Genomic DNA, 16087 nt, shown 5'->3' on the forward strand with positions numbered 1-16087 from the left:
CCGAGACGGCGGGGCACGTTTCTTTGCTTCCTTTCTTGTCGTGCAACAAGAAAGGAAGTCGCCCGCCGGGGCGAAATCCCGGCCGGTCAAGGCGTGAATCCCCGACTCCCGCCAGACAACCACAACCACAATCACGGCAGCGGCAGCGGCAGCCAGGTTACGGCAACAGCACGCTGGCCCCCGTCGTACGCCGTCCCTCCAGCGCCCGATGGGCCTCAGCCGCATCGCGCAGCGCAAAACGCTGATTCACGTCGATGCGCACCTTGCCCGACAGCACGGCATCGAACAGATCGGCCGCCATCTCGTCGAGCTCGGCGCGGGTAGCGATGTACTGCGCAAGAATCGGTCGGGTCAGGAACAGCCCGCCCTTCTGCGCCAGCAACAACGGATCAAAGGGCGCAACCGCACCTGACGCGTTGCCGAACAGCGCCACCAGGCCGAGGCGCTGCACGCAGTCAAGCGTACGCAGGAAAGTGTCCTTGCCGACCGAATCGTAGGCCACGCGCACGCCGCGCCCGTCGGTGATCTCCTTCACGCGGGCGACGAAATCCTCGCGCGAATAGACGATGACGTGGTCACAGCCCAGTGACTTCACGCGCTCGGCCTTTTCATCCGAACCCACGGTGCCGATCACGGTGGCGCCGAGCGCCTTGCCCCACTGCACGAGGATGGAACCCACCCCGCCGGCTGCGGCGTGCACAAGAATGGTCTCGCCGGCCTGAACGCGGTGGGTGCGACGCAACAAATACTGTGCGGTAAGCCCCTGCAGCATCATCGCCGCGCCCTGCTCGAAGGACAGTGCATCGGGCAGCTTGACGGCACGATCGGCGGGCAGATTGCGCACCTCGGCATAGGCGCCGAGCGGACCATGCGCGTAGGCCACGCGATCGCCGGCGCTGAATCCGGTCACGCCCTCGCCAATGGCCTCAACCTCGCCGGCGCCCTCCAGGCCAATGCCCGACGGCAGGTTCGGCACGGGATACAGGCCGCCGCGGTGATAGGTGTCAATGTAGTTGAGCCCCACGGCGCGCTGGCGCAAACGCAATTCGCCGGCTGCGGGCGAAGCCACTTCGACTTCGTCCCAACGCAGGACTTCGGGGCCGCCGGTTTGGTGGAAGCGGATGGCGTGCGACATGAGGCTCTCCTGATCGGTTAGCGCGAATGAATGGCGGCAACGCTAGAACGCCTGCTCGCTCGTGCCAATGCGGAATGTCCGCAAGCGGGCTGCAATGCACGCAACGGAGTGCTATGCTGCACCGCAATATCCACTCGTATTTCGTCAGGCCATGCGCAGAGTCGTGTTCAACCAGAAAGGTGGCGTCGGAAAATCAACGATTGCCTGCAATCTTGCGGCCATCGGCGCGCATCGCGGCAAGAAAACGCTGCTGATCGACCTCGACGCCCAAGGCAATTCGACGCATTACCTGCTCGGCGGCGGCAACTCACGCACCGAGGGCTCGGTGGCGGATTTCTTCGAGCAGACGCTCAGCTTCCAACTCGAAGCGCGGCCCACGGCGGCCTTCGTGCTGCCAACTCCGTTTCCGCGGCTGTCGGTCATGCCGTCACACCCTGCCCTGGAAGACCTGCACGGCAAACTCGAATCGCGCTACAAGATCTACAAGCTGCGCGAAGCCCTGGATGAACTGTCCGAGCAATTCGACGATATCTGGATCGACACGCCGCCCGCCCTGAATTTTTATACGCGCTCAGCGCTGATCGCTGCCGACGGGTGCCTGATTCCGTTCGATTGCGACGAGTTCTCGCGCCGCGCGCTGTATGCGCTGCTCGACAACGTCGGCGAGATTCGTGCCGACCACAACGCCGGGCTGCAAATCGAAGGCATCGTCGTCAATCAGTTCCAGGCGCGTGCGGCACTGCCGCGCAAGCTCGTGACAGAGCTGTTGGGCGAAGGCCTGCCTTTGCTGACGCCGTATCTGTCAGCGTCGGTGAAGATCCGTGAGTCACATGAACAAGCGCGCCCGATGATCCACCTCGATGCGCGGCACAAACTCACCGGCGAATTCGAGGCCCTCTACGAAACCCTCACAACCGGCGTCAGCGCACCCGCCACTTGACCCGGTTCCGGCCGGCAAACTTGGACGCGTAGAGCGCTGCATCGGCCCGCGCCATCGGCATGTCGACATTTTCATCGTCGGCATGCAGCAGCGTCACGCCAAAGCTCGCGGAGAAGCGCAACGACTCCCCGTCGGTCGGAATGCTGACGTCAGAGACCGCAATGCGCAGACGCTCGGCCAGGTTGAGCGCCGCCTCCAGATCCGTTTCGGGCAGCAACACGCCGAATTCCTCTCCGCCCAGGCGCCCGACCAGATCGGTGGAGCGAACAGCCTCCCCGAGCACCAGCGCCATGCGACGCAGCACGGCGTCGCCGGTGGCATGCCCCCAGGTGTCGTTGATGCGCTTGAAGTGGTCGATGTCGAGCATGATGAAGGCCGACGGCGTGTCATAGCGCTGCACGCGGCCGAGCTCCTGCTCCGCCCGCTCGAGGAAATGGCGGCGGTTGGCCAGGGCAGTCAGTGCATCCGTGGTGGCGAGACGTCGCAACTCGGCCTCGGCACGCTTCTGCTCGGTGACGTCAACGGCCAGACCGACGATCATCTCGACCTGCCCGTGATCGTCGAATACCGGCGCGAGGGAAGTCATCAGGTTCCGCGTGCCGATGGGCAGATCCAGCTCTTCCTCGTAGCGGATGGTGCGGCCCTCTGCCACGCAACGGCGGTAGTTGGCGAGCACCTGCTCGGCCATGTCGGGCGGCAGAATCTCCTGCGGCCGCGAGCCTTTCAGACGCTCGGCGGTAAGGCCGGTCGTTTGCTCGTGACGCGGGTTGTTGCCGACGAAAATGAAGTCGTCACCCTCGACCCGCAAAAGGAAAATGGCCTCCTGAACGTTGTCGTGAATGCTGCGGTACAGCCGCTCACTGGCACTGAGGGCACGCTCCATGTCGTGACGCTCGGTGATATCGCGCTGGAAGGACACGAAATGCGTGATGTCACCGTCACGGCCCCTCACTGGCACAACCGCATGCGCCTCCCAGTACAGCGTGCCGTCCTTGCGACGGTTCTGCAGGTCGCCGCGCCATTCCTCGCCGGATTGCAGCGCAGCCCACATCTCGCGATACACCTCGACCGGCGTATTGCCTGATTGCAGCATGCGCGCGTTGTTGCCGATGACCTCCTCGGGCCGATAGCCAGTCACCGCACAGAAATGCGGATTGACCTCGACGATGGTGCCCTTGCTGTCGGCAACCAGCACCGAATCGGGGGACAGCATGAACAGCGCACTGCGAAAACGCCGCGCTGCTTCCAGCGCTTCTTCGGTCGCGCCGATGCGGCGCAGCACTACCCACGACGCAAACACCGCCAGCAGGAAGAGTGCCGCCAGCGAGCCGAGCGTGCGCACCCGCTGCTCGGCGTAATCGGCGACCAGATCACTGCGATCGGCAAAGATGAAAATCGCCGCATCAGGCTTTCTGGGCACGCCGACAGCGGACAGATCGGTGTAGCCGCGCAGGGGTACGCGCGTCACCGCGTACCAACGCCCTTCGATGTTCTCCAGCCGATGGCCGTCAAACGGGGTTTGCGCCGGCGCACTCAAGGCGGCCAGCAGCCGAGCCCCCGGCAGGCCGTAGGCCGAATCGATGTAGCACCCGCACTCTGCTCCCCAGGTGAGCCCGGCGCGAATATCGTCGGCCCACATCACGCCATCCACCAGCACCTTGGGAAGGGTCAACGCAAGCTCCGCGCCCAGACGGCTGGACGCCTGCGCCAGAAGGTCGTGCATCGCAACGCCGACTTCGGCGCTGCCGACCAGTTCGGGCAGGTCGTCTTCGCCGTGGGAGGTCACCGGGTGAACGGCGCGCAGTCCTGCGTACATGCGGCCAACCTCGAAACCCGAAGCCGGAATGCCAAGCGCATGAACGGTCGCAACCATGGGACGCATGCCATCGAGGCGGTCGCCAAAACGACGCGGGTCGCGCACACGCAGAAAATTAACGAAGCCAGGCTGGATATGAAACTCGATCTGCCGCGACGCAAGCTCGTCCGACCAGCGCGTCTCGCGGCGTTGATCCATGCGCAAGGCAAAGCTCTCGCGCACCTTCTCGGAGATCGGGCCACCCTCACCGCCGCCTTCGAGCGTGACCACCTCGGAAGCGCGCCGCATGAAATAGCGCACCTCGGGGTCGGCAGCCATCAACGAGGCGATGTGCTGCATCTCGCGCTCGGTCGCATCCAGGGTGGTTACCAGACCAACGCGCAGCGCCTGGGTGACCTCGCGCAACTCGCGATCAAGCACGACGCGCTCACGCACCACCTCGACCACGGCCACGGCGCCGAACAACACCACAAACAGCACCACCAGCGCATGAAAGCGCCAGCGCAGACTGTGTCCGGAAAACCAGCTCCGTCGTTGCCCGAGATCGTCGTCCATTACCGCCTCCGCGCGCCCGTAACCGTCAATGCGACGGTTCTCAGCACGCCTCTAGCTTTGCTACCGACAGCAGCAACCACTTCAGCCCGGCCGCCCCGAAATTGACCTGAACGCGCGCATCCGAGCCAGACCCCTCGGCGGCCACGATCACCCCTTGGCCGAACTTGGCATGCTCGACGACCTGCCCCACACGCAGCCCGCCGTCGTCACTGCGCCGCGGCGGCACCGGCGCCCGCACAGGTGTGGACGATGGCTTGAAATAGGCGTTCCCGGGCATCTGTGGAATGCGCTTGGGCGTGAGCCACTTGAGCAGAGTTTCGGGGATTTCCTCCAGGAAACGCGATTTGAGGTTGTAACGTGACTGACCGTGCAGCATGCGGCTCTGGGCGAAGGACAGGTACAGCCGCTGGCGCGCGCGCGTGACGGCAACGTACATCAGTCGGCGCTCCTCTTCGAGCCCGTCGGCTTCGAGAATGCTGTTCTCGTGCGGGAAGAGCCCTTCTTCAAGTCCGGTCACGAACACCACATCGAACTCCAGACCCTTGGCCGAATGCACGGTCATCAACTGCACCGCATCAGCGCCGGCCTCGGCCTGATGGTCGCCCGCTTCAAGCGAGGCGTGAGCCAGGAAATCCGCCAGCAAAGCGTGGTCGGTCGGCTCTTCGGGCGCACCGAATTCGGCCAGGAAGTTGGTAGCCGCGCTGATCAGCTCGTCGAGGTTCTCGAGCCGGTCCTGCCCCTCCTTCTCGTTGCGGTAGTGGTTGCGCAGGCCGGAGGCGTCAAGCACGTGGTCGACCAGCTCGGGCAAGGTCAGCTTGGCGGTGTCGCGCCGCATGTCTTCGATCATGCGTACGAACCCCGCCAGCACCGTGCCGGGCTTGCCCGACAGGTGCGGCACGGTGGCGTAGAGGCTGCCGTTGTAGGTGCGTGCGGCGTCCGTCAGCGTCTCGATCGAGCGCGCGCCAATGCCGCGCGTGGGGAAGTTCACCACACGCGAAAACGAAGTGTCGTCGTCCGGATTGGCGATCAGACGCAGATAGGCCAGCGCGTGCTTGATCTCCTGCCGCTCGAAGAAGCGCAGGCCGCCATACACGCGGTAGGCAATGCCGCTGGAGAACAGCTGGTGCTCCAGCACGCGCGACTGCGCATTCGAGCGGTACAGCAGCGCGATGTCCGAACGGCTCATGCCCTCGCGCACCAGTTGCTGGATTTCCTCCACCAACCAACGCGCTTCGTCCAGATCGGCAAAGCCCTCATACACGCGAATCGGCTCGCCCTCGCCCTGCTCGGTCCACAGGTTTTTGCCCAGACGATTGGAGTTGTTGCGGATGATGGCGTTAGCCGCATCGAGAATGTTGCCGTGCGAGCGGTAGTTCTGCTCCAGCCGGATCACGTTGGCCACGCGGAACTCGCGCTCGAAGTCGCGCATGTTGCCGACGTCGGCCCCGCGAAAGCGGTAGATCGACTGATCATCATCCCCCACGCAGAACATCGCACCTCCGCCCTCGCGCCCCTCATCCGCAAACTGCTTGAGCCAGCGGTACTGCAGGCTGTTGGTGTCCTGGAACTCGTCCACGAGGATGTGACGGAAGCGCCGCTGATAATGCTTGCGCAGCGGCTCGTTGCGTTCCAGCAACTCATAGCTGCGCAGCAGCAACTCGGCAAAATCCACCACGCCTTCGCGCTGGCACTGCGTTTCGTATTCCTGATACAGCGCCACCCGGCGGCGCGTGTAGTCGTCCCACGCCTCGACCGCCTGCGGACGCAGACCGGCCTCTTTCTGGCCGTTGATGAAGTGCTGCAACTCGCGCGGCGGAAATTTCTCGTCGTCGACGTTGAGCACCTTGAGCATGCGCTTGATCGCCGCCAGCTGGTCGGCCGAATCGAGGATCTGGAACAGCTGCGGCAGGTTCGCGTCGCGCCAGTGCGCGCGCAGCAACCGGTTGGCGAGCCCGTGGAAGGTGCCGATCCACATGCCGCGCGTGTTGATCGGCAGCATGCCGCCCAGCCGCGCCAGCATCTCGCGCGCCGCCTTGTTGGTGAAGGTCACCGCCAGCAAACCAGCCGGCTCGACTTGGCCGGTCTGCACCAACCACGCGATGCGGGTGGTCAGCACGCGCGTCTTGCCCGATCCGGCGCCGGCCAGGATCAGCGAGTGCTGCGGCGGCAGCGTAACTGCCTGGAGTTGTTCGGTATTGAGATTGGCGAGGAGATCGGACATGCAGGGCACCTGTGGGTTGTCGGTATTGTACCTGCGGAGGGCCACCCCTCCGGCGCTCGGCGCCCGCTCTGCGGTTTGCGGTCTTGCTGGCCTCGACCGGCCGGGATTTCGCCCCGGCGGGCGACCTCCTTTCTTGTCGCGCGACAAGAAAGGAGGCAAAGAAACGCGCCCCGCCGTCTCGCCGGCTACGCCGGTTCCCTCGCTCCGGGCGATTTCACCGGCCGGCCCTGAACTCGCTTCGCTCAGACAGCAGGGCCGGACTTCCCCGGCGAAACCACCCTCCACTCGGCGAGCCAGAGGGGACTTGGGTGGCTACGATTAGCGCCGTGGCATACACTTTGGGGCCAAATACGGCGCAATCCGCTTCGCGGATTGCGCCGTACACGAGCTGCGAGGCGTTTGTCATTAGGTGATGGGCTGGTTACGCTGCGTACAAGCGGTGGTCGCAGATGCGCTGGGGAACGGGTCTCCCCCCTCGAACTTTACTTTTGTGCTCGCTCGGGTAGTCCGGAGTAGATATGAGAAAAAGTAATGAAAAGGCACTAATTAGCGAAGGAAAAATTTCCCTCTATAACCGGCTTAAAGAAGAGTTGAAGAACTCAGACGGGGACGAAGCCGCAGAGCAGTTTGTTGATGCTGAAACTACGATCGACCAATACTTGTATGCGATAGAAGAGAATTCGACTGCTTGGCCCGATCGGCAGGAGATCGCATATTCATGCTTCCACGTTCTGGTAACAACACAAACTATTACTGAAGAAGATTGGGAGTTGCTTGGCCGTTTGAACTCCCCTCTCATCAGTATTTCGATGATGGAAATCGCCCCGCAAATAGCGAATATGAAGGGTCGTTCCATTGATGAGCTTGAAAAATTGGCGCGGGCGGAGTCTGGGGGCGAGCTTCCTGTCGGACACGGTGGAACTCTAGAAAATGATGTTCCGTTTTAGGTTAAGAGTTCGGCCTATTGGGATGTTGACCCCCAATGCTCACAGAGGTCGTAGCCCGCAATAACCGAAGGGCGTTGCGCCGAATTGATCAGGCATCCGGCGGATTACGCTGCCCTATCCCGCTGTACGAGAATCGCACTACCGTTCTGGAGGGCCTCCCCTCTGGCTCGCCGAGCGCAGGGTGGTTTCGCCGGGGATGTCCGGTCCTGCTGTCTGAGCGAAGCGAGTTCAGGACCGGCCGGCGAAACCGCCCGAAGCGAGGGAAGCCCGAAGGGCCGAGACGGCGGGGCGCGCTTCTTTGCCTACTTTCTTGTCGCGCGACAAGAAAGTAGGTCGCCCGCCGGGGCGAGTCCCGGCCGGTCGAGGCCAACACAACCGCCACCGGTGAAACAAGCGCCGAGAGGCGCCCCGCTGACGCCGGAAGCCCCCACCTTCGGGCTATAATCCGCCGCTTGATTCAGCCCATCAGGCCACGCATTCCATGCAGGAAAAATACACGCCCGCCGAGATCGAAACCGCCGCCCAGAGCGAATGGGAGGCCAGCGATGCGTTCCGCGTCGCGGAAGACGCGAACAAGCCCAAGTACTACTGCCTTAGCATGTTTCCGTACCCGTCGGGCAAGCTGCACATGGGCCATGTGCGCAACTACACCATCGGCGACGTGTTGGCGCGGCAGCACCGCATGAAGGGCTTCAACGTGCTGCAGCCGATGGGCTGGGACGCCTTCGGCATGCCGGCCGAGAACGCGGCCATCCAGAACAACGTGCCGCCGGCGAAGTGGACCTACGCCAACATCGAATACATGAAGGCGCAGTTGAAGCGCCTGGGCTTTGCCATCGACTGGTCGCGCGAGATCGCCACCTGCACGCCCGAGTACTACCGCTGGGAGCAGTGGCTGTTCAAGCGCCTGTTTGAGAAGGGCCTGATCTACAAGCGCCTTGGCACCGTGAACTGGGATCCGGTGGACGACACCGTGCTGGCCAACGAGCAGGTCATCGACGGGCGCGGCTGGCGCTCGGGCGCGCTGGTGGAGAAGCGCGAGATCCCGATGTACTACATGAAGATCACGGCTTACGCCGATGAGCTTCTGGATGGACTCGGCGATCTGCGCGAATGGCCCGAGCAGGTGCGCACGATGCAGAAGAACTGGATCGGCCGCTCCGAGGGCGTGGAGATTTCCTTCCCGTACGACCAAGCGAGCATCGGCAAAACCGGCGCACTGAAAGTCTTCACCACCCGCGCCGACACGCTTATGGGCGCGACCTACGTGGCCGTGGCCGCCGAACACCCGCTGGCGGAGCAGGCCGCCGCCAACGACCCGGCACTCGCCGCCTTCATCGAGGAATGCAAGCGCGGCGGCGTGTCCGAAGCCGACATGGCGACGATGGAGAAGAAGGGCATGGCCACGCCGCTGCGTGTGCGCCATCCGCTGACTGACGAATTGCTGCCGGTGTGGGTCGCCAACTATGTGCTGATGGGCTACGGCGAAGGCGCGGTGATGGCCGTGCCGGCGCACGACGAGCGCGATTTCGCGTTCGCAAGCAAATACGCCCTGCCGATCAAAAAAGTCGTTGATTACGTCGTCGTAGAAAGCGAAGCGAAGGGGCGGACTGACACGCAAGAGGGTGCCGACGCACTCAAAGCCATCAAGTCCAAGTACGAGTTCGACGCATCCGAATGGCGCCCTTGGTATGACGAACACGGCACGCTCGTGAATTCCGGCAAGTACGACGGCCTGGATTTCCAGGGCGCGGTCGACGCCATCGCCACGGACCTCGAAGCCAAGGCCCTCGGCAACAAGCGCGTGCAGTACCGCCTGCGCGACTGGGGCATCTCGCGCCAGCGCTACTGGGGTTGCCCGATTCCGATGATCCGCTGCGAATCCTGCGGCGACGTGCCGGTGCCGGACGAAGACCTGCCGGTGGTGCTGCCGGAGAACGTCGAGATCACCGGCCGCGGCTCGCCGCTGGCCAAGATGCCCGAGTTCTACGACTGCGCCTGCCCGTCCTGCGGCAAGCCTGCGCGCCGCGAAACGGACACGATGGACACTTTTGTCGAATCGTCGTGGTACTTCCTGCGCTACGCCTGCCCGGACGCCAACGCCATGGTCGACGAGCGCGCGAACTACTGGGCGCCGGTCGACCAATACATCGGCGGCATCGAGCACGCCATCCTGCACCTGCTGTATTCGCGCTTCTTCACGCGCGCGATGCGCGACTGCGGCCTGGTGAACGTGTCCGAACCCTTCACGCGCCTGCTCACGCAGGGCATGGTGGTGGCTGATACCTATTACCGGGAAGACGCTGCGGGCCGCAAGCAGTGGTTCAACCCTGCAGACGTCGCTGTCGAGCGCGATGAAAAGGGCCGCGTCACCGCCGCCCGCGCAGCCGACGGCGCAGCGGTGGTGGTTGGCGGCACCGAGAAGATGTCGAAGTCGAAGAACAACGGCGTCGATCCGCAGGCGCTGATCGACCGCTACGGCGCCGACACCGCGCGCTTCTTCATCATCTTCGCCGCCCCGCCCGATCAACAGCTTGAATGGTCGGATTCCGGCGTTGAAGGCGCTTTCCGCTTCCTTCGCAGGGTGTGGAATTTCGGCCATGCCTACGCCACGCAATATCGCGCGCACCGCTCTGCCAAGGCGGCTGAGGCCTCCGGCCCGCTGGCTGATACGCGTCGCGAGATTCACCTGAACCTGAAGCAGGCCAACTTCGACTTCGGCAAGCATCAGTTCAACACCGTGGCCTCGGCCACCATGAAGATGCTCAACGCGCTGGAGAAGGCGCCGCAGAACGACGCCGCCGCGCACGCGGCCGTGGCGGCCGAAGGCTTCTCCGTTCTGCTGCGCGTACTGGCGCCGATCACCCCCCACCTCGCTCATGCGCTGTGGACGGAATGTGGCTTCGAGGGCAAGCTGCAGGATGCCGCGTGGCCGGAAGCGGACGAAAATGCGCTGCTTCAGGATGAAATCGAGCTGATGGTGCAGGTCAATGGCAAACTGCGTGGCAGCATCAAGGTGGCCGCCGAAACCGATCAAGCCAGCATCGAGCAGATGGCACTGGCTTCAGAGGCTGCGCAGAAATTCATGGATGGCAAACCACCGCGCAAGGTTGTGGTGGTCAAAGGCCGTCTGGTCAATATCGTCGTGTGAGGATCGTGTCCATGCCCGCAACGAACACCCGTCGCAGTCTGATCCTGGCCGGCCTGTCGGCGCTCACGCTGTCGGCCTGCGGCTTCAAGTTGCGTGGCCCGCAGCCGCTGCCGTTCAAGACCATCCACCTGGGCGAGCTCAACAACGTACTGGGCGGCGAGTTGCGTCGTCAGATCGAGTACAGCGGCACGACCACGGTGGTACAGAACCCGGCGGAAGCCGAAGTGCGCCTCGACGTTCTGCGTAACGAGCGCAACCGCGAGATTCTCTCGCTGAATGCCGACGGCGCCGTGCGCGAATACGAGCTCGAACGCTCGCTGGTCTTTCGCGTACTCGACACGGCCGGAAACGAGCGTCTGCCACCCAGCATCATCCGCGCCCGCCGCGAATACAGCTTCGACGACTCCCTCGTGTTGTCGGCCAACCGCGAGGAAACGCTGCTGTTCGAAGACATGGAGCGCGACATCATCAACCAGCTCGTGCGCCGGCTCGCCGTCGTCCGTCCGTGATCCTGCGTCCGGACCAGCTTCCCGCTCACCTCGAACGCCCACTCGCCTCGCTCTACGTCCTGCACGGCGACGAGCCCCTGCTCGTGCTCGAGGCGGCTGACGCAATACGCGCCGCAGCCCGCACCCAGGGCTTCGATGAACGCGAGACGCTGGTCGTCGGCCAGGGCTTCAAGTGGGATCAGCTCACGCTGGCGGCCGGCAATCTGTCGCTGTTCGGCGGTCGCAAGCTGATCGATCTGCGCATCCCCACCGGCAAGCCGGGCCGCGACGGCGGTGACGCGCTGCAGCGTTATGTTGCCGGACTCGACGGCGGCACCGTTACCCTCGTCACCCTGCCCGAACTCGATTGGGCCACGCGCAAGACGGCCTGGTTCAAGGCGCTTGAAGCGCCGGGCGTGGTGCTCGAACTCAACGCACCGGAACGCGAACGCCTGCCCGCCTGGATCGCCGCACGGCTCGATCGCCAGCAGCAAAAGGCCACCCGCGACGCGCTCGACTTCATCGCCGAGCACGTCGAAGGCAACCTGCTCGCCGCCCACCAGGAAATCCTCAAGCTCGGCCTGCTGCATCCGCCGGGCGAACTGACGCTGGAAGACGTGCGCGCCGCCGTGCTGTCGGTTGCCCGCTACGACCTCGACGCGCTGCGCGAAGCCTTGCTCGAAGGTGACCCCACGCGCTGCGTGCGCCTGCTCGAAGGCCTGCGCGCAGAAGGTGCAGCACCGCCGCTGGTGCTGTGGGCCATCACCACCGAGATCCGCACGCTCGCCGCACTGCGCGCTGCGCAGGACGCCGGCCAGCCTCTGGCGGCGGCGATGAAGGCCGAACGCGTGTTCGACGACCGCCGTCGCGGCGCACTGCAACGCGCGCTGCCACGTCTGCGCCTGGCCACGCTGCGTACCTCGCTGCTGGCGGCAGCGCGCATCGACCGCATGGTCAAAGGCATCGCCGACGGCGCGGTGTGGGATGAATTCCTGCAACTGGTGCTGCGGCTGGCACGGCGATGATGCAGCGCGTCAAACACCTGCCGATCTGCTAATGTCCTCGAATTGAACGCTCGAACCGAATCATGAACACCGCCCAATACATGCAAGACCTCGGCCGCCAGGCCCGCGCGGCTTCCCGCATCGTCGCGGCCGCCTCGACCGGCACCAAGAACGCTGCCCTGACCGCCATGGCCGAAGCCATTCGCACCCAGCGCGACGCCCTGCTCGCCGCCAACGCACGCGACCTTGAAGCCGCACGCGCATCCGGCCTTGAAGCCGCCATGATCGACCGCCTGACGCTGACCGCCAAAGGTGTAGAAGCCATGGCCGCCGGCATCGAACAGGTCGCCGCCCTGCCCGACCCCGTCGGCGAAATAGCCGACGTACGCCGCCGCCCGAGCGGTATCGAGGTCGGCAAGATGCGCGTGCCGCTGGGCGTGGTCGGCATCATCTACGAAGCGCGCCCCAACGTCACCGCAGACGCGGCTGCGCTGTGCCTCAAATCCGGCAACGCCGCCATCCTACGCGGCGGCAAGGAAGCCCTGCACTGCAATCAGGCCATTGCCGCCTGCGTGCGTGCCGGACTGGCCGCCGCCGGCCTGCCAGAAACCGCCGTGCAGGTAGTCGAAACCACCGACCGCGAGGCCGTGGGCCAGCTCATCACCATGCCGGAGTTCGTAGACGTCATCGTGCCGCGCGGCGGCAAGGGGCTGATCGAGCGCATTTCGCGCGAGGCGCGCGTGCCGGTCATCAAGCATCTGGACGGCAATTGCCACGTGTACGTAGACGACGCGGCGGATCCGGCCAAAGTCGTCCCCATCGTCGAGAATGCCAAGACCCAGCGCTACGGCACCTGCAACACGGCCGAATCGCTGCTGGTCGCGCGCGGCGTGGCGCAGCGTTTTCTGCCCGACACCGGCCGCATGCTGGCGACGCATCGCGTCGAGATGCGCTGCTGCGCCGAATCGCTGGCGATCCTCACGGAGGCCGGCATCGACACGTCCCTGCTCACGCCGGCACAGGAATCCGATTGGGGCGAGGAATACCTCGCGCCGATCATCGCCGTGAAGGTGGTGGTCGGGCTCGATGAAGCCATCGCGCACATCAACCGCTACAGCTCCGGCCACACTGAAGCCATCGTCAGCGAGAACTACACCAGCGCCATGCGCTTCCTGCGCGAGGTCGATTCGGCGTCGGTAATGATCAACGCCTCGACGCGCTTTGCCGATGGCTTTGAGTACGGCTTGGGCGCCGAGATCGGCATTTCGACCGACAAGATCCATGCTCGCGGCCCGGTGGGTCTCGAAGGGCTCACCAGTCAGAAATGGATCGTGTTCGGCAACGGCGAAATCCGCCGCTGATCCACCATCGCACGCGGGAGGACTGAATGGTCGCCTCCGGTACTGATCGTTACAGCGCCATCACCCATCTGCCTTTTGGCCCGATGGGTGTGCGGTGTGACGCCCATGCGGTGCACGAGCTGGTCTTCCTGCCACCCGACACACCCGAAACCCCTCCGCACAATGCGCTTGCCGAGCAGGCCGTAACATCCCTGCACACTTGGCTTTCCGCGCCGGACCAGCCGCACGGCCTGCCCTTGCTGGCACAGGGCTCGCCCTTTCAGCGCCGCGTATGGGCCGCCATCGCCGCCATTCCTTGCGGCCAAACACGTCGTTACGGCGATCTCGCCCGCGAACTAGACAGCGCAGCGCGCCCTGTCGGCGGTGCCTGCGGGGCAAACCCCTTTCCGTTGATCGTGCCCTGCCACCGCGTCGTCAGCAGTCAGGGGCTGGGTGGCTTCGCCGGCGACACCGATGGTCACCTGATTCGCGTCAAACAATGGCTGCTCACGCACGAAGCCCGGCTGACAAGGTGAACGAAGTACCGCCACTTCCGGCAGATACCATTGCCACGCTCGACGCCTTCGGCGACTTTCTGTGGCTGGAGCACGGCCTCGCCCGCAACACCATTTCAGGCTATCGCAGCGATCTTGATCACTTCGCGCGCTGGCTGGCGCAGCGCAATCGCACGCCGATCGAGGCCACCGACGCCGACCTGGCCGCCTATCTGGCCGAGTTCAGCAAGCGCGCACGCCCGGCCAGCCAGCGCCGGCTGCTATCGAGTTGGCGACGCTTCTATCGACATCTCGCAGAGCGCGGGCAGATCACGCGCGATCCGACCACGCTGATCGACCCGCCGATGCCTTCGACCCGCTTTCCGAAATCGCTCACGGAAGCGGAGGTCGAACGCCTGCTCGACGCCCCCGACAGCGATACACCGCAGGGCCTGCGCGATCGCTGCATGCTCGAAGTGCTGTATGCGACTGGCTTGCGGGTTTCAGAGTTGGTCGACCTCAAGCCATTTTCGGTGGCACTGCGCGAAGGGCTGGTGAAAGTAATCGGCAAAGGCGACAAGGAACGCCTGGTGCCGCTTGGGGAAACGGCCATTGACTGGCTGGAACGCTATATCCGAGAGGGCCGCCCGGCCATTCTCAACGGACGCCACAGCGACCACATATTCGTAACACGACTTGGCGCAGGAATGACACGCCAGATGTTCTGGCGCATCATAAAACAGCACGCGCAAAGCGCTGGAATCGCCGCTCAGCGGCTTTCTCCGCATACCTTGCGCCACGCTTTCGCCACCCATCTGATCAATCACGGTGCGGATTTGCGGGTAGTGCAGATGCTGCTCGGACATGCTGATATTTCGACAACCCAGATCTATACCCATGTCGCGCGGGAGCGCCTCAAATCACTGCACGCCGTGCACCATCCGCGTGCATGACACCGGATCGCAATTCCATTCCTCATGAGTAGAAACGACCGAAACGCCCCCGAGACTCCGGCCACCCGCTATTTGCGTCAGCACCGCATCGCCCATTCCACCCATGTATACGAATATGAGGAACATGGAGGAACAGCCGTATCCGCACGCGAACTGAATGTGGCCGAGCACGCCGTAGTGAAGACGCTGATCATGCAGGATGAAAACGCCCATCCGCTGATTGTGCTGATGCATGGCGACATGCAGGTGTCCACCAAGGAACTGGCACGCCAGAGCGGCCACAAACGCATAGAGATATGCCCCGCCGCCGTCGCAAATCGGCACTCCGGCTACCTGGTTGGCGGCACCTCACCGTTTGCGACGAAACGCTCGATGCCGATATTCATGGAAAGGAGCATTCTTGATCTGCCACTCATCTATATCAATGGAGGACGGCGCGGATTTCTCGTCGGCATTCACCCACACGATGTGTTGCTGGCATTGAATCCGCAGCTCGTGGAGGCCGGCCAAAAAAATGAATAGGCTTTGAATTTCAATTAACTGGTGGCAGAATCGCAATGCAACAATCCGCAATGGCGGGTTTCCACGTTTTTCGCATTCACCTAAAAAGGATGAACCATGAATCTGTCGTCGATGACCCTGCCGGAATTGAACAAACTCCAGACTCAGGTTGCAAAGGAAATCGCCAAACGCAACGATTCTGCCAAACGTGAGCTGCTGAAAGAGATCAAGAAGCTCGCCGACCAGAAAGGCGTTTCTCTGGGCGACATCATGAAAGAGGCCGGCGCCACGCCGACGCGCAAGCGCGGGCCCAACAAGAAGACCGGGGCGGCCAAGAAGACTGGCGGCAAGCTGCCGGTGAAGTATCGCAATCCGGCCAACCCGGATCAGGGCTGGAGCGGTCACGGTCGCCGCCCGCAATGGGTGCTGGACTGGCTGGCCGCGGGCAAGTCGCTCGACACCCTCGCAAAGGGCTGAGCGCTGCCCTCAAGCCAAAGAGGCCATTTCCGCAGATGCGAAAATGGCCTCTTGTTCATGGGGCG

Annotated in this window: 13 protein-coding genes; 10 read left to right on the forward strand and 3 right to left on the reverse strand. The window is 63.8% G+C overall.

The window, feature by feature from the left end; translation table 11 throughout:
- Positions 1–157: 157 nt before the first annotated feature.
- Positions 158–1135 (reverse strand): quinone oxidoreductase family protein, encoded by a 978-nt coding sequence (locus tag AC6H0N_RS11985; protein WP_497574341.1) that lies wholly within the window; start codon positions 1133–1135, stop codon positions 158–160.
- Positions 1136–1286: 151 nt separating this feature from the next.
- Between AC6H0N_RS11985 and AC6H0N_RS11990 the strand changes: the two genes are divergently transcribed.
- A complete protein-coding gene (locus AC6H0N_RS11990) occupies positions 1287–2075 on the forward strand; it encodes a ParA family protein (RefSeq protein ID WP_497574342.1) in 789 nt (262 codons plus the stop codon).
- Here the strand turns inward: AC6H0N_RS11990 and AC6H0N_RS11995 are convergent.
- Together AC6H0N_RS11995 and AC6H0N_RS12000 are read right to left on the reverse strand one after the other, a co-directional pair.
- The gene (locus tag AC6H0N_RS11995) at positions 2056–4446 is read right to left on the reverse strand and encodes a sensor domain-containing diguanylate cyclase (RefSeq protein WP_497574343.1); all 2391 of its coding nucleotides are present in this window, start codon (positions 4444–4446) and stop codon (positions 2056–2058) included. The genes AC6H0N_RS11990 and AC6H0N_RS11995 overlap by 20 nt on opposite strands.
- Before the next feature lie 40 nt (positions 4447–4486).
- On the reverse strand, positions 4487–6667 hold the full coding sequence (locus AC6H0N_RS12000; protein WP_497574344.1) for a UvrD-helicase domain-containing protein: 2181 nt from the start codon (positions 6665–6667) through the stop codon (positions 4487–4489).
- Between the two features lie 518 nt (positions 6668–7185).
- Between AC6H0N_RS12000 and AC6H0N_RS12005 the strand changes: the two genes are divergently transcribed.
- From AC6H0N_RS12005 to AC6H0N_RS12045, 9 genes are all read left to right on the forward strand, one after another.
- Positions 7186–7614 carry a hypothetical protein gene (locus tag AC6H0N_RS12005; RefSeq protein ID WP_497574345.1) on the forward strand — a complete coding sequence of 143 codons (429 nt, stop codon included), beginning with the start codon at positions 7186–7188 and terminating at the stop codon, positions 7612–7614.
- 481 nt (positions 7615–8095) lie between these two features.
- Positions 8096–10765 (forward strand): leucine--tRNA ligase, encoded by a 2670-nt coding sequence (leuS, locus tag AC6H0N_RS12010; RefSeq protein ID WP_497574346.1) that lies wholly within the window; start codon positions 8096–8098, stop codon positions 10763–10765.
- An 11-nt stretch (positions 10766–10776) separates the two neighbouring features.
- Positions 10777–11274, forward strand: a complete 498-nt coding sequence (locus AC6H0N_RS12015) for an LPS-assembly lipoprotein LptE (RefSeq protein ID WP_497574347.1) — start codon at positions 10777–10779, stop codon at positions 11272–11274.
- Positions 11271–12278 (forward strand): DNA polymerase III subunit delta, encoded by a 1008-nt coding sequence (gene holA, locus AC6H0N_RS12020; RefSeq protein ID WP_497574348.1) that lies wholly within the window; start codon positions 11271–11273, stop codon positions 12276–12278. The genes AC6H0N_RS12015 and holA overlap by 4 nt, the downstream gene beginning before the upstream one ends.
- A gap of 62 nt (positions 12279–12340) precedes the next feature.
- On the forward strand, positions 12341–13618 hold the full coding sequence (locus AC6H0N_RS12025) for a glutamate-5-semialdehyde dehydrogenase (RefSeq protein WP_497574349.1): 1278 nt from the start codon (positions 12341–12343) through the stop codon (positions 13616–13618).
- 26 nt (positions 13619–13644) lie between these two features.
- Positions 13645–14133, forward strand: a complete 489-nt coding sequence (locus AC6H0N_RS12030; RefSeq protein ID WP_497574350.1) for a methylated-DNA--[protein]-cysteine S-methyltransferase — start codon at positions 13645–13647, stop codon at positions 14131–14133.
- Entirely contained in the window at positions 14097–15044 is a 948-nt protein-coding gene (gene xerD, locus AC6H0N_RS12035) for a site-specific tyrosine recombinase XerD (RefSeq protein WP_497574351.1), read from the forward strand. Before AC6H0N_RS12030 ends, xerD begins: the two co-directional genes overlap by 37 nt.
- A 24-nt stretch (positions 15045–15068) precedes the next feature.
- Positions 15069–15566: a Cys-tRNA(Pro) deacylase gene (gene ybaK, locus AC6H0N_RS12040; RefSeq protein WP_497574352.1), complete on the forward strand. Its 498-nt coding sequence runs from the start codon at positions 15069–15071 to the stop codon at positions 15564–15566.
- Positions 15567–15677: 111 nt separating this feature from the next.
- Positions 15678–16022 (forward strand): H-NS histone family protein, encoded by a 345-nt coding sequence (locus tag AC6H0N_RS12045; RefSeq protein WP_497574353.1) that lies wholly within the window; start codon positions 15678–15680, stop codon positions 16020–16022.
- Positions 16023–16087 lie beyond the last annotated feature (65 nt).

This window comes from Pseudazoarcus sp. NS34, from assembly GCF_059703725.1.